Below are 25,610 nucleotides of genomic sequence, written 5' to 3'. Positions count from 1 at the left end.
CGTTAATTATTGTCGTTGAAATGTTACCAATGGCCCGGAAATCAAATTGCAGATTACGATTGAAATTAATAACTTTAATTTCTTAACTAACCAATTAGTAGACTGATGTTCCGGAAGTTGTATTTAGTGTGGCTTGTAATAGCCGCCTGTGTTTTGTATACCCTGCATGCCTGCAACCGTGCCGGTAAAACAGATGCGGAGCAAATGCCTGATGCCATCAGCTACAATTTCAACATCCGCCCCATATTATCTGATAAATGTTTTAAATGCCACGGGCCCGACGCCGCACACCGCCAGGCCGATTTAAGGCTTGATATTCCCGAAAGTGCTTTTAAAGCGCTGAAAGATAACCCGACAGCCCATGCGCTTGTAGCAGGCGACCCGATGATGTCTGAAGTTTACCGGCGCATCTCAACCAAAGATACTTCCGAACAAATGCCCCCGCCGTCATCCAACCTCAAAAAATTAACGCCTTTTGAAGTTGATCTAATCAAGAAATGGATAAAACAAGGTGCCCGTTATGAAAAACATTGGGCTTTTGTACCGCCCCGTTCGTACCCGGTGCCGCAGGTGCAAAATACCGCGTGGCCAAAAAATCCGATAGATAATTTTGTGCTCCAAAAAATGGAGCAAAAGGGCTTTGATCCCAATCCCGAGGCCGATAAAGAACGTTTGCTAAAACGCGTATCGCTTGATTTGACGGGCTTACCGCCAACATTGCAAATGATGGATAACTTTTTGGCCGATAACAGCGCCAACGCTTACCAAAAGGTAGTTGACCAGTTGATGGCAAGCCCGCAATACGGCGAAAAAATGACCCTGCATTGGTTGGATGTAGCCCGTTATGCCGATTCGCACGGTTACCAGGACGATAATTACCGCAGCCAGTGGCCCTGGCGCGATTGGGTGATACATGCCTTTAACGAAAACCTGCCTTACGACAAATTCATTACCTGGCAAATAGCCGGCGACCAGCTGCCCAATGCCACTACCGAGCAGCTACTGGCAACTGGCTTTAACCGCAACCATAAAATTACCGAAGAGGGCGGCGTAATTGACGAAGAGTACCGGGTAAGCTACGTAACCGACCGTACCAATACCTTCGGCAAAGCCCTGCTTGGGGTTACGTTGGAGTGTGCCCATTGCCACGATCATAAATATGATCCGTTTTCGCAAAAAGATTATTACCAAATGTTTGCGTTTTTTAATAATGTAAAAGAAGTAGGCATCGAGTCGGTTGTGGGCGGGCCCGAAACTTATGCCAAACGGCCATTGATGCAGATAAGTAACGATGAAGTTAAAAAGGTGATGAAGTTTATCAATAAGCAGGATACAGATAAGCTCATTGTATCTATCATGACCGATAGCGATAAAGTACGGCCAACCTATATCCTCAAACGCGGCAATTACGATGCCCACGGTGATGTTGTTGAGCCGGGTACGCCTAAAGCTATATTGCCATTTGCAGCCAGCTATCCTAAAAATCGCCTCGGTTTGGCCGAATGGCTGTTTAATAAAAATAACCCGCTCGCGGCAAGGGTATTTGTAAACCAGCTTTGGCAGGAATTTTTTGGCAAAGGCATTGTAAAAAGTTCGGGCGATTTTGGCATGCAGGGCGATTTGCCATCGCACCCCGAATTATTGGATTGGCTTGCTGTTGATTTCAGGGATCATGGCTGGGATATCAAACGGCTGGTAAAACAAATTGTTATGTCGGCCACGTACCGGCAATCAGCAATAATCAGCCCGGAAAAGTTAAAGGACGATCCTGAAAATACCTGGCTGGCGCGCGGCCCCCGTAGCCGCTTGCCTGCCGAGTTTGTGCGCGATTTGGTTTTGGCCAGCAGCGGGTTACTTAACCATACCATTGGCGGCCCAAGTGTTAATCCGTACCAACCGCCCGGCTTGTGGGAAAACGCGACATCCGGCCGCGGGCAGCTGGCCAGCTATAAGCAGGTACATGGCCCCAACCTTTATCGCAGGGGCATGTATACACTCATCAAACGCACCGTGCCGCCAGCCTCGCTGGGGATATTTGATGCCAGCAACCGCGATCAGTGCGAAGTAAAACGCCTGCGCACCAATACGCCCTTACAGGCTTTAGTGATGCTTAATGACCCTACAGTGCTGGAGGCAGCCCGTGTTTTAGCAGCAAGGTTATTGCAGGATAACGGTCGTCCGCAGGATAAAATAACCAAAGCTTTCCGCTTGATCATGTGCCGCCATCCGCAGGAAAAAGAATTGGCCATACTTACAGCCTATTACAACGATGAATTGAAGGGGATGAACAAGGCCGATGCCCAAAAACTGTTAAGCGTTGGCGAATACCCGATCCCCGTCAACCTTGATAAAGTAACGTTGGCAGCCATGATGAAAGTGGTTGATGCTATGTACAATGTAGAAGAAGCGATAACAAAAACCTGATATGGAAAAAGATTTTTTAGAGAGCAGGCTCAATATTAACCGGCGCAAGTTCCTGTCCAGGTTAAGCCTGGGGATAGGCAGTGTTGCGTTAGGCTCATTACTTATTCCCGATCTTTTTAGCGGCAGCGGTGCTGATGCCGAAGCTGATTTTGTACCGGGCATCCCCAATTTTGCGCCCAAAGCAAAAAGGGTGATCTATCTTTTCCAGGACGGCGCACCTTCACAACTGGAATCATTTGATTATAAGCCCAAATTGCGCGAAATGATGGGGCAGGAGCTACCTGCTTCGGTGCGGGGCAACCAGATACTTACCGGGATGACGGCTAAGCAGGCCTCGTTCCCGCTGGTAGGTTCATTTTACGATTTTAAACAATACGGCGAATCGGGGGCATGGGTGAGCGATCTGTTTCCGCATATAGGCAAAATTGCCGATGATATCTGTATCATCCGCTCGATGAACACCGATGCCATAAACCACGATCCTGCGCTTACTTTTTTCCAGACCGGTGCACAGCAGGGTAACCGCCCAAGCATGGGGTCGTGGGTAAGCTATGGCCTTGGCAGCGAGAATAAAAACCTGCCTGCATTCACGGTATTGTTATCCAAGGGGAAAGGCAACGGGCAAGGGGTATACTCCAAATTGTGGAGTAATGGCTTTTTAGATTCTATTCACCAGGGGGTACAATTCAGCAGCGGCGAAAACCCGATATTGTACCTGAACGATCCCGAAGGATTAAACCGGTACGAACGCCGCAAAATGCTGGATAACCTGGCTGCTTTAAATGATATCAACTATAAACAATTCGGCGATCCGGAGATAAACACCAAGATACAGCAGTACGAAATGGCTTATCGCATGCAAACGGCGGTGCCCGAAATTATGGATGTATCCAAAGAATCGGACGACATCGTGAAAATGTACGGCCCTGAATGTTTGATTCCCGGTACTTACGCGGCCAATTGCTTGCTGGCCAGGAAGCTATCAGAAAACGGCGTTCGCTTTGTGCAGCTTTACCACCAGGGATGGGATCAGCATAGCAACCTGCCCCAGGAAATGGCCGGGCAGGCTAAGGATGTAGACCAGGCTTCGGCGGCTTTGGTTATCGATTTAAAGCAACGGGGCCTGTTGGATGAAACCCTGGTGATATGGGGCGGCGAATTTGGCCGTACCAATTACAGCCAGGGTAAGTTGGAGAAGGCAAACTATGGCCGCGACCATCACCCGCGCTGCTTTAGTGTTTGGATGGCCGGCGGCGGTATTAAACCGGGAATGGTTTACGGCGAATCGGACGATTTTGGGTATAATATTGTTAAAGATCCGGTGCATGTGCATGATTTTCATGCTACCATGCTCAACCAGTTAGGTATCGATCATAAAAAACTTACCTTTAAAAGTTTAGGCCGGAGGTACAGGCTGACGGATGTGGCCGGAAATGTGGTAAAGGGGATTATCAGTTAACACGATTTTAGGATTTTACAGGATTGACAGTATTTTGATTTTTACGGCTGATATCTTTTTAGTGATATGCTTAAAACGTTTTAGCTTATCCGGTTTTGATAGATTTGACTGCTGATATCTTTTTATCGATGTGTTTAAAACGTTTTAGCTTATTTGGTTTTGATAAATAAAATATTGTTGCTGGTATGAAGGGCAACCACAGGGCTTTCGCAGACGGGGCATTGTTTGCGCTTAATGTTTTCATTTTAGTTTTACTGATAGCCGGTGATAGCCTGGTTGTGCCGCAATGGTTACAGCCGGTTGGGCGGTTGCACCCCTTAATTTTGCATTTCCCTATCGTGATACTCATGCTGGCTATGGTGCTGGAGTTTTTCCGGTTCAGGGCCGGGTTTGTTAACGAGAAGTTTTATCAAAACTTTACCAATTATTTACTGGTGCTGGGTGCGCTTTTATCGTCGTTAACGGTAATTATGGGCCTGCTGTTATCGCGCGAGCCGGGTTATGAAGGGGGCAATTTGTTATGGCATAAGTGGTTTGGTGTCAGTGTGGCGTTTGTGGGTTATGGCGTTTACCTTATTCGTAGCACAACAAAATACACCGCTACGCTGGCCAAAACAGGGGCTTTGGTCACAGTTTTCTGTTTAATAGTGGCCGGGCATTTTGGTGCAAACCTTACCCATGGCGATGATTTTGTTTTAGGGCCGGTGATGGATAAGGAAAAAAATAAAGTGCCCCTTGATAAGGCCTTTGTTTACCAGGACGTTATCAGGCCAATTTTTGAAGCCAAATGCCAAAGCTGCCACAATGCAGATAAAATGAAAGGCGGACTAATGCTCACCAGCCAGGCCGCAATATTAAAAGGCGGCAAAAATGGTAAACTCTTTATTCCCGGCGATCCGGCTATGAGCCTGCTGCTACAGCGGGTACACATGCCCGAATCAGAAAAGAAGCACATGCCGCCTACCGGTAAACCGCAACTAACCGACGAAGAAAAGGTACTGCTTTACCTTTGGGTAAAAAACAAGCCCGATTTTAAGAAAAAGGTTCTTGACCTTCCCGCAACCGATTCGCTGCGGATGATTGCGGCAACATTATTGAAACCCGCCGAAAGCGCGGAGGCGGCATACGATTTTTCGGCAGCTGATGATCAAGAGATTAAAAAACTCAACAATAATTACCGGGTAATTTATCCGCTGGCTAAGGAATCGCCCGCTTTGGCCGTTAATATTTACAACAAAAGCACCTACAACATTAAGTCACTTGACGAGCTTAGCCCCATTAAAAAACAGGTGGTATCGCTCGACCTGAATAAAATGCCGGTGAAGGACGCCGATTTGAAAACTATAGCCCAATTTGAAAACCTGCGCAGACTTAACCTGAATTTTAGCGATGTCACAGGCGCTGGGTTAAAAGAGCTGGCTTCGCTTAAGTTGCTTAAAAGCCTGTCGCTGGCCGGCGTAAAATTGAATGCTATGGATGTTAGGCAGTTGGCAGCCATTAAAAGCCTTACCGAACTGGCCATTTGGGATACCGGCCTTAAAACCGCAGATCTTGCGCCACTACAAAAAGCAAATAAGCACGTTGCCCTTTTAACGGGTTTTAAAGATGATGGCAAGCCTTTAAAACTTACCAGTCCGCAGTTAAAAAACACTGCGGTAATATTTAAGCAAAGTTACCTGTTGCAGCTTGGCAACCCGATCAAAGGAACCGATATCCGGTATACTACCGATGGTAGCGCGCCGGATAGTATTCATGCTACATCCTATAAACCCGGTGCATTATTCACGCAAAGTACGGTAATTCGCGCCAGGGCATTTAAAGCCGGTTGGATAGGCAGCGACACGGTTCAGTTTAACATTTACAAATCTACCTATACTCCTGATAGTATCAGTTTTTTAACCTATCCCGATAGCAAGTACAAAGGTGAGGGGGCCAAAACAATGATAGATAAAGAATTGGGCAGCGGTAATTTTGGCGATGGCAAATGGCTGGCCTCACAAAAAGACCTGAAGCTGCTGATGTGGTTTAATAAACCTGTCGATTTGCATACTGTTAACCTGAACGTGATGCGCAATACTGGCCCCCAGATATTTTTGCCGGCGAAGGTAGAGGTGTGGGGCGGCACCGATCAATCCCATCTTAAATTGTTAGGGAGTGTTATACCCGTCACGCCGCTTAAAAAAGATACTTACAGCATCATGAACCTGGAGTGTAGATTGAAAAGCGGCCAGCCCATATCCTGTATAAAACTGGTTGCCAGGCCGCTTAAAAGTGTTCCAGCCTGGCATCCTGCAAAAGGAAAACCAGCCTGGGTTTTTATGGATGAGGTTTTTTTGAATTAGGACGACTGATAAATACACAGCTTACCACCACTGCTTAACTGTAACCGTTGGTGTTATTGATATCGGCGATGCTGAATTTTATGAATATTAAAAAATCTATAAATAATTGCCGGTTTTGTTGAATATTTTACTGTAAATAGGCTATGTTTATAACATAAAACATAGCCGATGTCAATAAAAGTAGCAATTCGTCATTTTACAAGTTACAAGTACGATAAACATATCACGCTTTCGCCACAAGTTATCCGTTTACGGCCTGCCGCGCACTCGCGTACCATGATTAAAGGTTACTCGCTAAAAATATTACCCGAAAAGCACTTTATAAACTGGCAGCAGGACCCCTTTGGTAATTACCTTGCCCGCATTGTTTTCCCGGAGAAGGTAAATGAATTTGTGATTGATGTAGAGGTGATTGCCGATATGGTGGTGATAAACCCCTTTGATTTTTTTGTGGAGGAGTATGCTAATCACTATCCTTTTGAGTATGAAGATTCATTAAAAAAGAACCTGGTGCCTTACCTGGAGATAACCGAGCGTGGCCCGCTATTAATGGATTTAACAGAGAAAGCCGCCGAGTTACTCAAGAAAAATGCAGTTACCCAGGATTTTTTGGTTACCCTTAACAGGCTACTTTATCTTGAGATTTCCTACAATATCCGGATGGAGCCGGGCGTACAATCATGCGAGGAAACGCTGGAGCTTAAGTCGGGATCATGCCGGGATACAGCGTGGTTGTTTGTTCAATTGTTAAGGCATTTTGGTTTGGCCGCCCGTTTTGCATCGGGCTACCTGGTGCAGTTGAAACCCGATATTAAATCATTAGACGGCCCATCGGGCCCGGAGCAGGATTTTACCGATCTGCATGCCTGGACAGAGGTTTACCTGCCTGGTGCGGGCTGGATAGGGCTCGACCCGACATCCGGCTTGTTTGCCGGCGAGGGACATATTCCATTAGCCTGTACGCCTGATCCGCAGAGTGCGGCCCCAATTAGTGGTGGCATCATCAGCGATACGAAAGATCCTATCGAAACAGAGTTTCATTTTGAAAATACCATTACCCGTATTGAAGAAAAACCACGGGTAACCAAACCATTCTCTGACGAGCAATGGGAAGATATTATGGCCCTTGGCGATAAGGTTGACGAAGAATTTGCCGCCAATAACGTACGCCTTACCATGGGCGGCGAGCCAACTTTTGTATCGGTAGATAATAATGAAGCACCTGAATGGAATTCGGCTGCCGATGGTGAGCATAAACGCCGCCTGTCCAACATCCTGTTCCACAAGCTTAAAAATGAGTACGGTGAAGGCGCGCTAATGCAGTACGGGCAAGGCAAATGGTACCCCGGCGAGCCATTACCCCGTTGGAAACTGGCCTGCTATTGGCGTAAGGATAATATACCCTTGTGGAACAACGATACCTTAATGGCCGACCTGTCGAAAGACTACGGCCTTGGGCCTAAGGATGCAAAAAGCTTCATGAAGTTGCTTACCAAAGAATTGCACATCGACCCTAAAAATATTAACCCAACCTACGAAGATCCGTTTTACTTTTTGTGGGAAGAGAGTAAAACGCCGATCAATGTCGACCCACTGAAGGTTGACCTGAAATCTCCGCTGGAGCGACAAAAACTGGCCGAGCTGCTGAATACCGGCCTGAACGAGCCAGTTGGCTATGTGGTGCCCATTAAATGGGACCTGGAACAAAATAACTGGCAAAGCTGTAAATGGTCGTTCAGGCGGCAAAACCTGTTCCTGGTGCCGGGCAATTCGCCCGTGGGCTTGCGCCTGCCGCTTGATTCGGTGCAATATTTTGATCCGGCAGAGCAGGAAGAGTTACCGGAAAGAAGCCTTTTTGCCGATGTGGATGCTTTGCCCGATGGTGATCATTTGATTCCCGAAACAGGGGCCAAATTCAATAACAGTAAAACCATTTTTAAAACGGCGATGGTGGTTGAAGTGAGGCAGGGCAAGTTGTTTATATTTTTCCCACCTACCAGCTATTTTGAGCACTATTTATACCTGGTGAATGCTGTTGAGCGCACAGCCGAGAAGCTAAAGATGCCGGTATTGATTGAAGGATACGATCCGCCAACAGATAATCGCGTCACCAAAATGATGATAACGCCCGATCCCGGTGTTATCGAGGTGAATATTCACCCCGCGGCAAGCTGGCGCGAACTGGCAAAAAATTACGATGTGCTGTATAAAAAGGCGGCAGAATCGCGCCTGGCGACAGAAAAATTTAACATTGATGGCAGGCATACCGGTACCGGTGGCGGTAACCACGTAACGCTGGGTGGCGAAACGCCTTCTGATAGCCCGCTATTGCGCCGACCCGATATTCTGCGCAGTTTTATTACTTTCTGGCAGCATCATCCTTGCTTGTCATACCTGTTCTCTACCCAGTTTATAGGCCCCACCAGCCAGGCGCCACGGGTTGATGAAGGACGGATGGAAACATTGTATGAACTGGAAATAGCGTTTCAGCAAGTTCCCGACCGGGCCGAAAATGAAGTTCCTTTTTGGCTGGTCGACAGGATCTTCCGTCATTTTTTAACCGATATCACCGGCAATACGCACCGGTCGGAGTTTTGTATCGATAAGCTTTACTCGCCCGATTCTTCAAGCGGCCGTTTGGGCATCCTGGAGTTCCGGGGATTTGATATGCCGCCGCATTACCGCATGAGTATGGTACAGTTCCTGCTCATCCGGACGTTGCTGGCCTGGTTCTGGAAAACTCCATACAATCATAAACTGGTGCGTTGGGGAACCGAGCTGCACGACCGTTTCCTGCTGCCGCACTATTGCTATAAAGATATGACAGAGGTGGTAAACAGCCTGCGCGATGCCGGTTATGGTTTTGATATCTCGTGGTTTGAGCCTTTCTTTAGCTTCCGTTTCCCTTTCCTGGGCGAGTTGCAGGTGGATGATATCAATATCGAAATTAAGATGGCCATTGAACCATGGCATGTATTGGGCGAAGAAATGTCGAGCACCGGCACATCGCGCTTTGTGGATTCATCGCTGGAGCGTATCCAGGTAAAAATCTCCGGCCTTACCGATTCGCGTTACACCTTTTTGTGTAACGGTTTAAAAATTCCGCTAAAAAGCACAGGCGTACAAGGCGAGTATATTGCCGGCGTACGCTACAGGGCATGGCAACCGCCATCGGCGCTACATCCAACCATCGGTACAGATACGCCGCTGGTGTTCGATTTATTTGACACCTGGACGCAGAAATCAGTGGCTGCATGCCAGTACCATGTGTCGCATCCCGGAGGCCGCAGCTATGATACCTTCCCTGTAAATAGTTATGAGGCCGAATCGCGCATAATTTCCCGCTTTTTTGATTTTGGCCATTCGGTTAACCTGGTTGAGCCGGCCGTTGCCCAGCAAACAGCAGGAGGGAGGTTTGTTACCAAAATGAATATACTGCCGCAATATACCATCACCAATGAAGTAGTTAGCCCGGAATATCCGTACACTATGGATTTGAGGCGGTATAAAAATGCCAAGAATTTGTAGCAGAAAAATCAGACATTTGGAAAATGATTGAAACTTACCTGGAGCGGAACGGTAAAACTGCCAAACCTTTTTTTGATGAGCTTGCCGCACCCGAGGGCGTGGTGCGCGAGCATTGGAAAAAGCTTGCCCATGCTTATGACGAGCTGGGCCTTGAAAAAATGGAGCAGCGGAGCCGGGAAATTAGCCAGGAGTTGCGCGACAATGGTGTTACTTATAACGTGTACAGCGATCCTGACGGCATTAACCGCCCCTGGAAGCTTGACCCGGTGCCTATGGTCTTCAGCCAACAGGAATGGGAAAATATTGAAAAAGGCCTGATACAACGTGCCGAATTGCTTAACCTGATCATAGCTGATATTTATGGCGAACGAAGGCTGATTAAAGAGGGTTTTATTCCCTTTGATTTGGTATTTACCCATAAAGGTTTTTTAAGGCAGGCTGATAAAATTAAAATCCCCGGCAAATTCCAGCTTATCCAATACTCTGCCGACCTGGTACGAGGGCCGCTTGGCAAAATGTGGGTGCTGCATGACCGTGCCGACGCGCCGTCAGGTGCCGGATACACGCTTGAAAACAGGGCAGCCATGACCAGGGTTTTCCCGGATCTGATCCGCGAAAACCAGGTGCGTAAAATTTCGTCCTATTATCAAACATTAAAAAATACCCTTACCCGGCTCGCTTTACAAAATAAAGAGAACCCACGTGTGGTACTTTTATCGCCCGGTACGGCCAATGAAACTTATTTTGAGCACGCCTACCTGGCATCATCTTTAGGTTTTACCCTTGTTTTTGGGCAGGATTTAACCGTCAGCGACGGCTATGTGTGGTTAAAAACCTTAAAAGGGTTAGAGAAGGTAGATGTTATTGTACGCCGTGTTGATGATATATTTTGCGATCCGCTTGAGTTTTTGGGCGATTCGCACTTGGGGGTGGTTGGGTTGATGGAAGCCGTACGGCAAAAAAAAGTGACCATCATTAACCCATTAGGCGGCCGCATATTGGAAAACCCGGGCCTGATGGCTTTTTTGCCGCGCTTATGCAAGCACCTGTTAAACGAGGAACTGATATTACCATCGGTAGCCACCTGGTGGTGCGGGCACGAGAAAGAGAAAAAGTATGTGCTGGATAACCTGCCCTTCCTTATTATCCGGTCTATTTACCGGAGTAACGAGAACCGCCCATACATCGGCAGCGAACTGAGCAAAAAGCAGATAGATGATTTGAGGACCGAAATAAACACCCGGCCTTATTTATACGTGGCACAGGAGGTAGTAAGCTTCAGCACCACGCCATCATTAATTGGCAACAACCTGGAAGCCTGTAACGCCGTTTTCAGGAGTTACATTGTGGCCGATATGGATAAAGAGGTTTACCATGTAATGCCGGGCGGCTTATCAAGGAGCTTTCCTACAAAAGGCGAGTTTATTATTTCCAACCAATCTGGTGGTATCAGTAAGGATACCTGGGTGCTGGGTCCATCGCCGCAAAGCCAGGCTAAGCCGGCAGTTAATCAACCTGTATTACGGCAGGTAAAAAATATATTGCCCAGCCGCACCGGCGAAAGCTTATTTTGGCTGGGCCGGTACCTCGACAGGGCAGTGACCAATGTGCGGCTAATGCGTATCGTGCTTAAGATTTACAATGAGCGCGATGACGAAATTCACCCCGAAACTAACCAAACGCTGGTGATACTGCTTAAAACTTTAAGCGCGGTAACGGGTACTTTACCCGGCTTTGCCTCGGTCGATCAGGCCAAATTACGGCAACCCGAAAAAGAATTATTGTCGCTGGCTGTTGAAACCGGCAGGGCGGGTACTTTGGCGCAATCCCTGCAATCATTTTTAACAAACGGCTATGCTGTACGTGATCGTTTAAGCCTGGATACCTGGAGGATTTTGGATAGCATATCCGAAGAGTTTGAGCTGATGAAGGAAAACGGCGATGATTTACGCAAGATTTACCACAACCTCGATCAGTTTATCATTAAGCTAATGGCTTTTATCGGCCTTAATAATGATAACATGACCAGGGCATCCAGCTGGCGGTTACTTAACATAGGTCGTTTTTTAGAATCATCGTTAAATACATGCATCATTTTACAGGCGGCATTGGCCAACAACGTAACACCCGAGGTAGAGAAGCAACTGATGGAACTGGTGCTGATGTGCAACGAGAGTTTGGTTACGTACCGGTACCTATACCGGTCGACGCTGCAATTGCCTGGTGTGCTTAATTTGCTGCTGGTTAACGAGGATAATCCAAAATCGGTGGCGTTTTTAATTGCTAAAATTGATGAACACCTGGCACACCTGCCAGATAACCATAAAGAAGGCGGCCTTAGTCCGGCGCACAAAAAACTACTGGAGGCATTAACCATGATCAGGCTTTGCGATGTAAACATGATGGTGCCATCGGCCAATGCCAATGGTTTTGGGAAAAGGGAGCTTAATGGCTTTTTACACCACCTGATTACCTTATTGAGCCAGGCATCAACCATTATTTTTGAAAGTTATTTTAGCCCTACGCAAAGCCAGTACAGTTTTGTGAAAAATAATAACGCGCTACCCGAATTATGAGAACCGCTAATACAAAGCCATTTTTTAACAGGTGTTTTCACAACAGCCAAAGCTTATGAAATACCAGGTAACCCATATTACCAAATATGAATACCAGTTGCCGGCGTCGCTATGCCATAACCTGGTATACCAGGTGCCGGTTAACCATAGTTTCCAGGAGGTGGAAAAGGTGAACTACCAAATTCACCCTGTACCACATTTGGTAGTGACCAGGGAGGACTTTTTTAGTAATAAATTTATCTATTTTTCGATAGAAGAGTTTCATCAACGGTTAACCGTCGAGATAAAAAGCGAAGTTAAAATTTCGGAGCCGGTATGGACAAGCGCTGCGCCCCAAAATACAGCGCCCTGGGAAAACGTGGTGATCTGGCTGAAAAGTACCGATGCTGAAAGTGACATCAGGCAATTTTACCTTGAATCGGATCATGTGGTGTTTATACCGGGCATCAGGGAGTATGCATTAAAATCATTTACGCCCGGCAGGCCAATTATGGAAGCCATGCTTGATCTTAATTCGCGCATATTTAATGATTTTGATTTCACGCCCGGCTTTACAGATGTTACCACCAAGTTGGAAGAAGTTTTTTTACATAAAAAAGGCGTCTGCCAGGATTTTGCGCATTTCTCGCTGGCCTGCTTACGCTCGATAGGCTTATCGGCCAGGTACGTAAGCGGATACATCGAGACGCTGCCGCCGCCCGGAAAGCCGAAGCTATTTGGCTCGGATGCCTCGCACGCCTGGATAGCATTGTACATTCCCGATATCGGGTGGACGGAGTTTGACGCCACCAATAACCTGCTGGTTAACGACCGACACATCCGTACTGCCATCGGCCGCGATTTTGCCGATGTAGTGCCATTAAAAGGAGTGGTTTACAGCGGCGCCGGCCAACGGATGTATGTAAATGTGGATGTGCGGAGAGTGGAATAGTACAACTATGCCACCAAGTGTTTTCGTCTTACACGAACATCGGCTTTGAACGCTGGCTACTACTCACCCCGGCTACGCTACGCTGGCCGACTCTCTCTCCGGCTGAAGCCGCAAAGAGGGTGTAGCTCATTTTTTTATATTTTTAGCCCCTCTATGCGCGAAGCGGAGAGAGGGGCAGACGGGCGTAGCCACGTCGGGGTGAGTCGACTCGCCGACATGCGATAGACGTCATTGCTTCTTCATTACCTCCAGATTTTACTATTCAATTATATTTTAAAGCCAATTCCTTTACTAACTCACTCTTGAAGCATAACAAACCTTATGTATAAAGCTCAGTTTTTCTACAACCTTTGGTGGTATTACAAAAGGGTACAAATCCTTGTTGCCCATGCTGCGGTTCATGCTGTTCATGGCAAAAGTTAATGGCAGCCATAAACTAAGCAGGGTTTCAAAACTTTGCTGCTGATAAGGGCTCACGTTGATGATTGCCTTTAGGTTGCTTTTTTTATCGGCAAGGCGGGGTGATACCGTCATCCCGAAGGCATCGGCGGTTTCAAGCGTATCCATAATGTGCAGGTAATGGGCCCAGGTTTCGGCCCAGTCTTCCCATGGATGCGAACTTGCGTAGTTGCTAATGAAATTTAAGTTCCAATCAGCGGGTGGTCCCTGGTTATAATTCCGTTCAAGTGCCTGGGCGTAATCCTGGCGTTCATCGCCAAATAATTGGCGGTATTCGTCAATAAATGTGCTGTTATCTATTAGCCTGTCCCAGTAGTAATGCCCCACCTCGTGCCTGAAATGGCCTAATAAAGTACGATAAGGCTCGTTCATTTGCTTGCGCGATAACTCACGTTTATCATCATCGGCTTCATCAACATTCAGGGTAATTAAGCCATCTTCATGTCCGGTTAAAACATGTTGAGCGGCATCCGCCTCCGTAAGGAAATCAAAACTCAGTCCTTTCACTGCATCCTGAATTTTACTTACCAGGAGCAGTTTCATTTGCAGCAAGGTATAAATAAGCCTGTGCTTGGCAAATTCTATTAGCCGCCACTGCCTCAAATGATCAGGGTCGGCCAAATTGGGTACAATGTGGTTTAATTCACATGCGCGGCAAAATATATCCGGACTATCTGCCGGTATCAGCCAGTTGCAAACATCAAATTCATGGTTTTTGCAATATTTAAATAACGGCTTTTTATTGCTGATCAGGCCGCCCAATAACGGCTTTTTATTGCTGTGCAAACGATAAACGGCGTTATTATCCTGGACAAGTGTGGCCAGATTGAGATCACCGGCAATAAAACCCAGGGGACTTTTGCAACATTCACATATACTGTTTTCAAAATATAATAGCTGACCGCAGTTGGTACATTTAAACAATTTCATAATCTGTATTAAGGCTGTTCATTGTTGAATAGCTTGTGAGTTAACAGATTATAGGGCGGTGGGTTTTGAGTATTTAAACAAAAAACCCAGCCAAATTGACCGGGTTTTTAACTGCTGTGCGGAAGAAGGGACTCGAACCCCCACGCCTCGCGGCGCCAGATCCTAAGTCTGGTGCGGCTACCAATTACGCCACTTCCGCATTAGGATTTTTAACAGGTCGCAAAGATAGTGTTTTAAGCTAAATTATAAAACATAATTTCAGTTTTTTGTTTATCTGCCTCATTACTTTGTTGTTAATTTAATGTCACCAATAAAAAAGACGGCAGGTACTTGAATTTAGTTTCTTTTGATGCCTTATCCGCCCGAACAATTTCCGCGCTAAGTTGTAATACAATTAATAAACAAAAACTAAACTATGCCACGCACAGTAAGCTATCAAATTAATAAAGACAACGGAAGCCCTATAAGTATTATCATTGAACCGGTACAAACCCAGTCATCAAACAACAGCCTTGATTTTACCGGCGTTTACGCATTATACAAGGGCGACAGCCATGGTGTAGCCCACTTACTGGAACTGCAGGAGATAGCGCCCGAAATAGGGGATAGCCTACCGCTGGTAGAAGATGTACTTAACCCGGCTTTTTTAGGACGGCTGACCTACGATAACAACAAATTAAAGTGGGACTATACCGGCGGGCCCCTTTCGGCAAATGAACAGGCGCAGGTGGTAGCGTTTATACAAAGCACAAAATAATCTATAAATTCGCCGCGTAATAAATATAACAACTATTGTACTCGCGCGATCAGGCTTCACAAATTAAACAGGCATTCTGGACAGCTTTTGGCCAATATATTGCGCCGCAACCATCGGCCGATGGTTTGCGCATTAACTGGGTTAATTATAAAACCGGCATCAAGCACCTGCATTTTAAAATGCAGGCCGATAAAAGGTCGGCATTTATTGGTATCGAAATTTCGCACCCCGATTTGGGCATACAGGAACTAATTTTCGACCAATTTAAAGAACTTAAATTAGTATTTGACGCCGGCATAGGCGAGGAGTGGGACTGGCAACTACACACCACCAATGACAATCACAAAACAGTAAGCCGTATCATTAAAACCCTGCCCAACGTAAGCGTTTTTAATCAAAACGACTGGCCAGCCCTAATCTCCTTTTTTAAGCCCAGGATCATCGCCTTAGATGATTTCTGGAGCACCGCAAGTTATAGCTTCGATTTGTTTAAGTAGATTTCAGATGTGCAGATGAAGGATAGTCTGAATCAGAATTTTCAGAGTTGGTAGAATTAATCTGGCATCTTGTCAATATCGCCTGCACATCCGTAGCTCATCTGCACATCTGGAATTTGAAATCTGCACATCCGCAGCCCATCTTTCTACAATTCGTATCAATTAATCGTCTATTTGACGCTTTTTCGTAAAAGCGCTTATTAATTAAAAAGAAAACCAAATATTTACCGCCGGTACTTATCAATTATATAATAACACTACTAAAACACATGAAGAGGTTTCCATTAACCGTTTGTATTTCACTATTGGGGCTGTTTGCCGGGGCGCAGGATGTTAAGGCGCCGGCTTATCCGCTTATTACGCATAATCCTTACTTCAGCATCTGGTCGTCTACCGATGATTTGAACGAATCAACAACTCACCACTGGACAGGAAAAGATCAGTCACTATTGGGCCTGATAAAGGTTGATGGCGAGGTTTATCGTTTTATAGGTAAAGAGCCGGTACACTACAAAACGCTGGTGCCCGGTGGCGATGAAAAACCTTACACGGTTAAATACACCGAAACACAGCCTTCACAAAATTGGGCCGATGAAAAATTTGACGATGCCGCATGGAAAACTGGTACTGCCCCTTTTAGCGACGACCCCAAACAAGGTAAAACAGTATGGACAAGCCGCGACATTTGGGTGCGCCGCATATTTACCTTCCACAAAACAGGCATTAATAAACTGTTCCTGAAACTTCATCATGATGATGAAGCCGAAGTATATCTTAACGGCGAAAAAATAAACGTAAGCAGCGGCGCCAATGGCGATTTGCAAATGATGCCGCTTAAAGACGATGTAGCGGGTAAACTGAAAGAAGGCGAAAATGTATTGGCTTTGCATTGCACCAATACCGGAGGCGGCGCTGCCCTTGATGCCGGCTTTGCTGATGAACTAAAACCTACCCAACATGCCGATATTCAGGCAGCTAAACAAACCCACGTTGAGGTTACGGCTACCCAAACCATGTATGCATTTAAATGCGGCAAAATTGATTTGCAGGTAACGTTTACATCACCTCTGTTGATGAATAACCTTGATTTGATGGCAAGGCCAATATCGTACATTACTTACAGTGTAAAATCAAATAACGGCCAGGCACACAACGTACAGGTTTATTTAGGCGCATCTGCGGATATTGCCCGTAACAAACCGTCACAGCCGGTTACAACTCAAAAGTATGAAACAAGCACTTTGTCGGTGTTAAAAGCAGGAACTGTTGAGCAGCCCATTTTACAAAAACGCGGCGACGATTTACGGATAGATTGGGGATACATGTATGTTGCGGCGCCAAAATCGGCAACTGCCACACAGTACATCAGCACAGGCGACGAAGCCGTTACTTCGTTTTTTAAAAACGATAGTAAATCAACCGTTAAAGAAGGTACAGATGTGGTACTGAATACGGTGGTACCTTTTGGTAAAGTAGGTAAAACAGCGGTTGAACATTTTGTTGAATTGGGCTACGATGATATCACGCCCGTTCAGTACTTTCATGTAAACTTAAAGCCATACTGGCAAAACGCGCAAATTAAAACTATTGACCAGTTACTGGCCAAAGCAGCTACCGATTACCCCGTGATTACTAAAAATTGCGCGGCTTTTAACGCACTGATGTATCGTGATGCCTTAAAAGCAGGTGGTGATAAATATGCTAAACTTTGCGTGTTGGCTTATCGCCAGGCAATAAGCGCTCATATATTGGTAAAAAGTCCGCAGGGCGAGCTCTTATTTTTATCGAAAGAGAATTTCAGCAATGGATCTATTAATACAGTTGACGTAACTTATCCATCGGCGCCATTATTCCTGATCTATAATCCAAAACTGATGGAAGGCATGCTGAATGGGATTTTCTATTTCAGCGAAACCGGTAAGTTTCCGCATGATTTTGCGGCACATGACTTAGGTACTTACCCGCTTGCAAACGGACAAACTTATGGCGAAGGCATGCCGGTTGAAGAGTCGGGCAATATGCTGGCGCTTACTGCGGCCATTGTTAAAGCAAATGGCAATAACCCTGCTTATGCTAAAAAGCATTGGAAAACTTTAACCGCATGGACTAACTACCTGGTGCGCGAAGGCGGCGATCCGGCAAACCAGTTGTGTACCGATGATTTTGCCGGTCACCTGGCGCGCAATGCAAACTTATCTGCCAAAGCCATAGTAGGGGTAGGCTGTTACGCTCACCTGGCCGATTTAATGGGCGATAAAGCTACAGGCACTAAGTACAGGGCTATAGCTAAAGAAATGGTTGCCAAGTGGATGAAACTTGCCGATGCGGGTGATCATTACTCGCTGGTGTTTGAAAAACCTGAAACCTGGAGCCAGAAATATAATATTGTATGGGATAAAATTCTTGGCTTAAACCTGTTCCCGCAATCGGTTTACGACCGCGAGGTTAAATTTTATCTTACCAAACAAAACGAGTTTGGCTTACCATTGGATAGCCGTAAAACTTATACCAAAAGCGACTGGATTATATGGACAGCCACCCTGGCCAAAAGCAACGACGATTTTAATACGCTTGTTGCCCCTGTTTACAAATACGCCATGGAAACCCCAACCCGTGTACCGCTAAGCGATTGGCACGAAACTACCGATGGCAAGCAGGTAGGCTTCCAGGCCCGCAGCGTAGTAGGCGGATACTTTATAAAGGAACTGCAGGAAAAGTGGAAACCGACGGTGAAATAGAATCAAGAATCAAGAATCAAGATTTTTTGAAACACCGTGACGGTTTGCCGTCACGGTGTTTTAGTTATGCAGGTAAATCAAATGAGCTACGTCGCTTCCTAATCCTCGCTCAAAAAATAAGTCTTAATTCTTGACTCTTGATTCTTAACTCTTTTTCCCTACTTTTAAAGTATCAATGGAAACCAAGAATAACAAGAAAACCATCCGGGCCTGGGCATTTTTTGATTGGGCCAACTCGGCCTATAACCTGGTCATCACTTCAACAATTTTTCCGGCTTATTATGTAGCTATCACCGCTAACCCGGCTAATGGAAACAGGGTCACCTTTTTTGGAAAAAGTTTTGTGAATACAGCATTGCAAGATTATGCGCTGGCTGCCGCTTACCTCGTTATGGTATTTCTGCTGCCTATACTTTCGTCTATCGCAGATTATAAGGGTAATAAAAAAGTATTCATGCAGTTTTTTACAGCCATAGGCGCACTCTCCTGTGGTTGTTTGTACTTTTTTACAAAAGACAACATAGAGATGGGGATCATAGCGTTTGCGCTGGCAGCTATAGGATATAGTGGTGGCTTTGTGTTTTACAATTCATATCTGCCCGAGATTGCCACTATCGACATGCAGGATAAGGTAAGTGCGAAGGGCTTTACCTACGGATATATCGGTAGTGTTTTATTACAGATCATTTGCTTTGTATTTGTGCTTAATCCCAAATGGTTTGCCGATGAAAGCTTTCCTTCCCGGTTTTCGTTCCTGTTAGTTGGTTTGTGGTGGATAGGCTTTGCTTTAATTCCGTTCACAGTGTTGCCAAAAGGAAGTCCTAACGTAAAAGGGCATAATCATAATATTATAAAGGGTGGTTTTATTGAGTTGGGCAACGTTTGGAAAAAAGTAAAAAAAATGCCTTTGCTTAAAAGATTTTTACCTGCGTTCTTTTTTTATTCTATGGGCGTGCAAACTATCATGCTGGTAGCTACCGGGTTTGCGGCCAAGGAGCTTAATATGAAAAAAGAGGAGTTGATCGCCATTATATTGATCATACAATTAGTGGCAATAGCCGGTGCAACTTTAATGTCGTGGTTATCCACCAAGTACGGAAATGTTAGGGTACTTATCGGTACTGTGATGTTGTGGATCATTGTGTGCATCGCAGCTTATTATACCGCTAATAAATCAGAGTTTTATGTCGTTGCAGTAATTGTAGGGCTAGTAATGGGTGGTATACAATCCATGTCTCGATCTACTTATTCCAAGTATTTGCCCGAGAATATACCGGACACAGCTTCTTTCTTTAGTTTTTACGATGTTACCGAGAAGCTTGCCATTGTAGGCGGTGTATTTAGTTTCGGTTTTTTTGAAGAAATAACAGGTAGTTCACGCAATTCGGTATTGGTGTTAGGATTATTTTTTATCGTTGGATTGATTTTATTGTTTTCTTTGCTGAAAGCCGAAAAAAGCATTCAAAAAAATGCGGAATTTAGTGCCGAATAATTTGTGCCGATGAAGATAGAGTTGTTTGTACCGTGTTTTGTAGATCAATTATTTCCTGATACTGCTTTTAATACCATAAAAGTGCTGGAAAAGGCAGGCTGCAAGGTCAGTTTTAACCCTAACCAAACCTGTTGCGGGCAACCGGCTTTTAACGCCGGTTTCTGGGATGATGCCAAAGCAGTGGGCAGCAAATTCCTGAATGATTTTTCGGAGGATAGCGTCATCGTTACGCCATCGGCCTCGTGTACGGGCATGGTAAAAAATTACTATAACGATTTATTTACCAATACAGCCCTGCACAATAAATGCCGGGCCATACAGGGTAATATTTACGAGCTGTCGGATTTCCTGGTGAACATTCTCCAGTTTGATTACTTCGGCGCAGAACTGGACGGAAAAGCCGTGTACCACGATAGCTGTGCCGCCCTGCGCGAGTGCAAGATCAGGTCGGAGCCCCGGCAGTTGCTATCCAAAGTATTAGGCCTGGAATTGCTCGAACTAAAAGATAACGAAACCTGTTGCGGCTTCGGTGGTACATTTGCCGTTAAGTTTGAGGCCATCTCCACAGCTATGGCGCAGCAAAAGGTAGATAACGCTTTAGCCGCCGGTGCAGAATATATTATATCGACAGATGCCTCATGCTTGATGCAGCTGCAAACCTATATCGATAAAAATAGCTTACCTATCCGCACTATTCACCTTGCTGATGTGTTGGCATTGGGGTGGGGGAATGTTTGAGATTGGATTTGGGAACTTCGATTGTGGATTTACTTGAAGTGAAGAAATGTATTCCATTTTTAATTCTCAAATAAATTCTACTATCTCGATTTCAGCAACTTCATCCGGATAGTATCCGAGTAATATACCATATCCCATTGCATCATTTTGCCTGTATAATTGCTGATTTTGACTTTAGTCGTATCTGTTATTGGGCCGTTGAAAAATACAATGTCAAGCGTTTTCTTTGGCTCGTTGTATGTATAATCGCCGGATAAAGCCTGATTCTGTTCAAAAATGAACGGATTGGTTGAAAAGTTCAACTTGCCATATTGTTCAATATAAACAGCATGCCAGGCCCTTGGATTGTTTTGCCAGTTGCGCTGGTCAATATCTTTTCCGTTTTGAATCAGTTCGTAAACCTTCCATTTGCCTTCAAATGCCGATGGCGGCTGGGCGGCAACCAAATGATGAAGGCCATAAAACGCGAGGGCAATTGTCGCTACTTTTATTAAAGGTTTTAGGTAGCCTAATTTAACAGCCGGAAGGTTGTCAATCTTTTTAAATAAAAGAATTTTAAGGTCGTCCCATCTTAATAAGATCAAATAACTTAACCCGGCTGTAAAAATCAAGGAGTTTATAAATGCACCCACGTCTATATCATAAAAAATATTGATAAGCACGATATTGACCATTACAGGCAGTAAAATAAACGCGCCCAGCAAAGTAGTACGTCTAAAAAGTAACAGTATGCCTCCGCCAATTTGTAGCAGGCCCAAAATGACAGCGAATGTATAGGAGTGGCCAAAATAATTCCAGGTAAGATTGAAACCCGTCAACTCGCCCACCGGGATATCGTCGCGACTATAAATATGGCCAAATTGAGTTTGAAGTATTTTAGCAAAACCGTAAACAGCAATTTCATAGGCAATAAAATACCGCATAATCCCGCGGAGCCATGCGTGCCTGATTCCCGAATTAAAACCCGGCGATTTTTCTTTTCGGTGCCAGTAAACAGAATATACAATGGTCGGGATAATGGAAAATATGCCGCAATAAAGAAAAACTCTTACATCTTTGGAGTGATCAATACTATCAAAATATCGGAAGAAAATAGTTGTTACAGCCAAATAAAAACCACTGCCCAAAACTGCACACGCGAATATGCACTCAAAACACTTTCCAAACCAGGTGGTTTGGGCCACTGCGCTAATTTCTATTTGTTTATCAGTTTCGTTCAACATCCAGTATCTGCTCTTTTTTATCCATTAGTTTCAAATCGTCAGTACTTATGCCATCTTCTTCGGTTTCAAACTCCTTACTTTTTAAGTCATCGATACCCGATTCCAAATTTGTTTGATACTTATTGGCAACGCAGTATATACTGTCACCAACAACCCGGCTAACCTTAATCAGGGTGTATGCATCATCCTTTAGTTTAATTTGAAGGACATCGTCCTTTTTAAGCGAAGTAATCATGCTGCTCACCTTTTTTGCCGTTTGCCTGCCGGAAATAGTTACGCCTACCGCTATCAAACCTATAATAAAAACACCAGAAAATGTCCATACAGGCACCGCGGTATGCTTTTTAATATTGTAATAGCTCATTTTGAGCGAAGGTGTCATTTGGTCGAATTTTAACACCTGTTTGCAATTGTTACATTGCGAGACGCCGGTTTTACCGATAGGAAAAAAGGGGATCCAGTAAACATGCGCGTACCGTTGAAATACGTTCATCTGTATCACGTTACCTGTGCCGCAGGCCGGGCATGAATCTGCAATATAGTCGGTTTTTCGAAGGGTAGCTTTTGTGCCGTAGATGATCATTGTTATGGTGTGATAAAGGTTTTGGAAATGAAGTTGGTTAAACGAACTGAAAATAAGCAAAAAATCGTGTAGGGTGAAATTATGGTTGAAATATTTTTGCTCCCATGGTAAATGATTGCCGGGTTTATTCACGTTATCAAATTTGAAACCCGCTTGTGTTATTACCGGCATTTACTTAAATTTGAAATAATTGCTAACTGTAATTTATGGACAAAAACAAGTCGCCGTTTACCCAGGCAGAGTTGGAGTATTTAAAGGAAGGCCTTAAGCGTAGTTATAAAGAACGTTTTGAGATGGCCACCCGTTTATACAAAATACAACAAACCATGAACAAGGCAACTATAACGCATAAGCCGTTTATCAGCAAATAACTTCTGTGGATATTTTTGATGAGGATATTTTAAATTTTTGGAGATCGTTACAAGAGTTTGATGTAAAATATATCATGGTTGGTGGGTATGCCACTAACCTTCATGGATATCAGCGTTTTACCGGTGATATGGATATCTGGCTTAAGGATACTCTGGAAAACAGGCAACAACTTCGTAAGGCTTTCATAAAATGTGATGTCGGTGACTACCCAATGATCGATTATATGCAATTTGCGCCAGGCTGGACCGATTTTCATCTTAATAACGGATTGAGTGTTGATATTCTTATTGATATGAAAGGGCTGGAGGGGTATACCTTTGATGAGTGTTTGCAAATGGCATCGGTAGCTGATATTGAAGATATAAGCATTCCTTTTCTTCATATAACCCAACTGATAGAAAATAAAAGGGTAGTAAATCGCCCGAAAGATCAGATTGATGTATTGGCGCTTGAACAAATTAAGCAATTGAGAGAAGACAACCGGTAATTGTCAGAGCTATTCCATTCTCCAATCGAAATACCGCATCCGCAATCCCAATTCAAAAAATAATCCTATTTTTGCACCTCAAAATATACAATCACTTTGTAGGTGATTGTGCAAACGTAATTTTATAAACTTTAAATCATAGTTGTAGATGATTAGTATTACACTTCCAGATGGTTCCGTTCGTCGGTACGACAAGGGGATCACTTCCGCCCAGATCGCGTTGTCGATCTCCGAAGGATTAGCACGTAACGTTTTAGCAGCCGAAGTTGATGGCGAGGTTTGGGATGCCAGCCGGCCTATCGAAAAGGATTCGCACGTTAAATTATTAACCTGGAACGATGCTTCAGGTAAATCAACCTTCTGGCATTCATCAGCCCACTTATTGGCCGAGGCTTTAGAAGCGCTTTATCCGGGTACCAAATTTGGTATTGGCCCGGCGATTGAAACAGGTTTTTACTATGATGTTGACTTTGGCGACCGCGAATTCTCGTCAGATGAGTTCAAAAAAATCGAAGATAAAATTATCGAGTTAGCTAAAACTAAAGAGGAATACATTCGCAAGGCGGTAAGCAAGGCCGACGCTATTAAGTATTTTACCGATAAAGGCGATGAGTATAAACTCGACTTGATTAAGGATCTGCCGGATGGCGCTATTACATTTTACACACAAGGTAACTTTACCGACTTGTGCCGCGGGCCGCATATCCCCAACACCGGTTTTATAAAAGCTGTTAAACTCATGAGCGTTGCCGGTGCTTACTGGCGCGGCGACGAAACACGCAAGCAGTTAACCCGTATATATGCTGTAACGTTCCCTAAAGCCAGCGAACTTACCGAATACCTGCATATGATTGAGGAAGCTAAAAAGCGCGATCACCGCAAATTGGGTAAAGAGTTGGAATTGTTTGCTTTCTCCGAAAAAGTGGGTATGGGCCTGCCTCTGTGGTTGCCTAAAGGTACCGCACTACGCGAGCGTTTGACTAATTTTTTGCAAAAGGCGCAGGTTAAAGCCGGTTACGAGCAGGTAATTACACCACACATCGGCCATAAAAACCTGTATGTAACATCTGGTCACTATGAAAAATACGGCGCCGATTCCTTTCAGCCTATAAAAACCCCGCAGGAAGGAGAGGAGTTCTTTTTAAAACCGATGAACTGTCCGCACCACTGTGAGATATATAAGACAAAACCACGCTCGTACAAGGACCTTCCTGTTCGTTTGGCCGAGTTTGGTACCGTATACCGTTACGAGCAAAGCGGCGAGCTGCACGGCCTAACCCGCGTGCGTGGCTTTACGCAGGACGACGCCCACTTATTTTGCCGCCCCGACCAGGTAAAGGACGAATTTAAAAAAGTGATTGACCTGGTGTTATACGTGTTTAAAGCCCTGGGTTTTGAAAACTATACCGCGCAGGTATCGTTACGCGATCCGGAAAATAAAGCCAAATACATCGGTACAGACGAGAATTGGGCCCTGGCTGAGTCGGCTATTATTGAAGCAGCAGCCGAAAAGGGCTTAAATACAGTGGTTGAGTATGGCGAGGCCGCGTTTTATGGCCCCAAACTCGATTTTATGGTGCGTGATGCCCTGGGCCGTAAATGGCAATTGGGTACCATCCAGGTAGATTATAACCTGCCTGAGCGTTTTGAGCTGGAATACACCGGTAGCGACAACTTAAAACATCGCCCGGTAATGATTCACAGAGCGCCATTTGGCTCGATGGAACGCTTTATTGCCGTGTTAATTGAGCATTGCGCGGGCAATTTCCCGCTGTGGTTGTCTCCTGAGCAATTTATTATCCTGCCGATATCAGAAAAATACGAGGAATATGCAAAAAAACTTTCTGATGTGTTAAAAGATTCCGATATTTGCGGGCTGATTGATTTCAGGGACGAGAAGATAGGGCGTAAGATACGCGATGCTGAAGTCAAAAAGATCCCTTATATGTTGATAGTGGGTGAAAAAGAAGCTGCCGAAGGCATGGTTTCTGTAAGGAAACATGGTTTGGGCGACTTGGGAAGTATGAGCATAGAAGATTTTAAAGAACAAATAATTAAAGAAATAAAAGTATAA

Annotated in this window: 17 protein-coding genes and 1 tRNA gene; 14 read left to right on the top strand and 4 right to left on the bottom strand. The window is 44.9% G+C overall.

The features are described from left to right. Nucleotides 1–105 precede the first annotated feature (105 nt). From AC1RM2_RS33320 to AC1RM2_RS33295, 6 genes are all read left to right on the top strand, one after another. Complete coding sequence (locus AC1RM2_RS33320) at nucleotides 106–2,424, top strand: PSD1 and planctomycete cytochrome C domain-containing protein (RefSeq protein ID WP_492989442.1); 2,319 nt, start codon at nucleotides 106–108, stop codon at nucleotides 2,422–2,424. Between the two features lies 1 nt (nucleotide 2,425). After that, entirely contained in the window at nucleotides 2,426–3,883 is a 1,458-nt protein-coding gene (locus AC1RM2_RS33315; RefSeq protein ID WP_492989441.1) for a DUF1501 domain-containing protein, read from the top strand. Between the two features lie 185 nt (nucleotides 3,884–4,068). Further along, complete coding sequence (locus AC1RM2_RS33310) at nucleotides 4,069–6,225, top strand: c-type cytochrome domain-containing protein (protein WP_492989440.1); 2,157 nt, start codon at nucleotides 4,069–4,071, stop codon at nucleotides 6,223–6,225. Nucleotides 6,226–6,393: 168 nt separating this feature from the next. Then, nucleotides 6,394–9,753 (top strand): transglutaminase family protein, encoded by a 3,360-nt coding sequence (locus AC1RM2_RS33305; RefSeq protein WP_492989439.1) that lies wholly within the window; start codon nucleotides 6,394–6,396, stop codon nucleotides 9,751–9,753. 23 nt (nucleotides 9,754–9,776) lie between these two features. Then, a complete protein-coding gene (locus AC1RM2_RS33300; protein WP_492989438.1) occupies nucleotides 9,777–12,329 on the top strand; it encodes a circularly permuted type 2 ATP-grasp protein in 2,553 nt (850 codons plus the stop codon). A gap of 55 nt (nucleotides 12,330–12,384) precedes the next feature. Continuing rightward, complete coding sequence (locus AC1RM2_RS33295; RefSeq protein ID WP_492989437.1) at nucleotides 12,385–13,260, top strand: transglutaminase family protein; 876 nt, start codon at nucleotides 12,385–12,387, stop codon at nucleotides 13,258–13,260. A 291-nt stretch (nucleotides 13,261–13,551) separates the two neighbouring features. On the opposite strand, the gene AC1RM2_RS33290 is transcribed toward AC1RM2_RS33295, so the two are convergent. Further along, nucleotides 13,552–14,649 carry a zinc-binding metallopeptidase family protein gene (locus AC1RM2_RS33290; protein WP_492989436.1) on the bottom strand — a complete coding sequence of 366 codons (1,098 nt, stop codon included), beginning with the start codon at nucleotides 14,647–14,649 and terminating at the stop codon, nucleotides 13,552–13,554. Nucleotides 14,650–14,766: 117 nt separating this feature from the next. After that, a tRNA-Leu gene (locus AC1RM2_RS33285) sits at nucleotides 14,767–14,848 on the bottom strand. Between the two features lie 216 nt (nucleotides 14,849–15,064). On the opposite strand from AC1RM2_RS33285, the gene AC1RM2_RS33280 reads away from it, so the two are divergent. From AC1RM2_RS33280 to AC1RM2_RS33260, 5 genes are all read left to right on the top strand, one after another. Continuing rightward, nucleotides 15,065–15,406: a hypothetical protein gene (locus tag AC1RM2_RS33280; protein ID WP_274212955.1), complete on the top strand. Its 342-nt coding sequence runs from the start codon at nucleotides 15,065–15,067 to the stop codon at nucleotides 15,404–15,406. A gap of 35 nt (nucleotides 15,407–15,441) precedes the next feature. Beyond that, nucleotides 15,442–15,903 (top strand): DUF4268 domain-containing protein, encoded by a 462-nt coding sequence (locus tag AC1RM2_RS33275; protein WP_492989435.1) that lies wholly within the window; start codon nucleotides 15,442–15,444, stop codon nucleotides 15,901–15,903. 269 nt (nucleotides 15,904–16,172) lie between these two features. Further along, on the top strand, nucleotides 16,173–18,641 hold the full coding sequence (locus tag AC1RM2_RS33270; protein WP_492989434.1) for a glutaminase family protein: 2,469 nt from the start codon (nucleotides 16,173–16,175) through the stop codon (nucleotides 18,639–18,641). Between the two features lie 175 nt (nucleotides 18,642–18,816). Further along, nucleotides 18,817–20,133 carry an MFS transporter gene (locus tag AC1RM2_RS33265; protein ID WP_492989433.1) on the top strand — a complete coding sequence of 439 codons (1,317 nt, stop codon included), beginning with the start codon at nucleotides 18,817–18,819 and terminating at the stop codon, nucleotides 20,131–20,133. Nucleotides 20,134–20,142: 9 nt separating this feature from the next. Further along, complete coding sequence (locus AC1RM2_RS33260) at nucleotides 20,143–20,871, top strand: (Fe-S)-binding protein (protein WP_492989432.1); 729 nt, start codon at nucleotides 20,143–20,145, stop codon at nucleotides 20,869–20,871. Nucleotides 20,872–20,951: 80 nt separating this feature from the next. Here the strand turns inward: AC1RM2_RS33260 and AC1RM2_RS33255 are convergent, their stop codons facing one another. After that, nucleotides 20,952–22,094 (bottom strand): hypothetical protein, encoded by a 1,143-nt coding sequence (locus AC1RM2_RS33255; protein ID WP_492989431.1) that lies wholly within the window; start codon nucleotides 22,092–22,094, stop codon nucleotides 20,952–20,954. Continuing rightward, nucleotides 22,078–22,848, bottom strand: coding sequence for a hypothetical protein (locus AC1RM2_RS33250; RefSeq protein WP_492989430.1), 771 nt, complete (start codon nucleotides 22,846–22,848; stop codon nucleotides 22,078–22,080). The genes AC1RM2_RS33255 and AC1RM2_RS33250 overlap by 17 nt, the downstream gene beginning before the upstream one ends. A gap of 35 nt (nucleotides 22,849–22,883) precedes the next feature. Between AC1RM2_RS33250 and AC1RM2_RS33245 the strand changes: the two genes are divergently transcribed. The 3 genes from AC1RM2_RS33245 to thrS all read left to right on the top strand — a co-directional run bounded on the left by AC1RM2_RS33245 (nucleotide 22,884) and on the right by thrS (nucleotide 25,610). After that, entirely contained in the window at nucleotides 22,884–23,048 is a 165-nt protein-coding gene (locus AC1RM2_RS33245) for a hypothetical protein (protein ID WP_492989429.1), read from the top strand. A 5-nt stretch (nucleotides 23,049–23,053) separates the two neighbouring features. Then, complete coding sequence (locus AC1RM2_RS33240) at nucleotides 23,054–23,536, top strand: hypothetical protein (RefSeq protein WP_492989428.1); 483 nt, start codon at nucleotides 23,054–23,056, stop codon at nucleotides 23,534–23,536. A 148-nt stretch (nucleotides 23,537–23,684) separates the two neighbouring features. Then, nucleotides 23,685–25,610, top strand: a complete 1,926-nt coding sequence (gene thrS / locus AC1RM2_RS33235; RefSeq protein ID WP_492989427.1) for a threonine--tRNA ligase — start codon at nucleotides 23,685–23,687, stop codon at nucleotides 25,608–25,610.

Source organism: Mucilaginibacter sp. GW822-FHT03E02 (assembly GCF_058801545.1).
The sequence above is the reverse complement of the archived record's forward strand: the minus strand, read 5'-3'. Positions and strand labels throughout refer to the sequence as shown.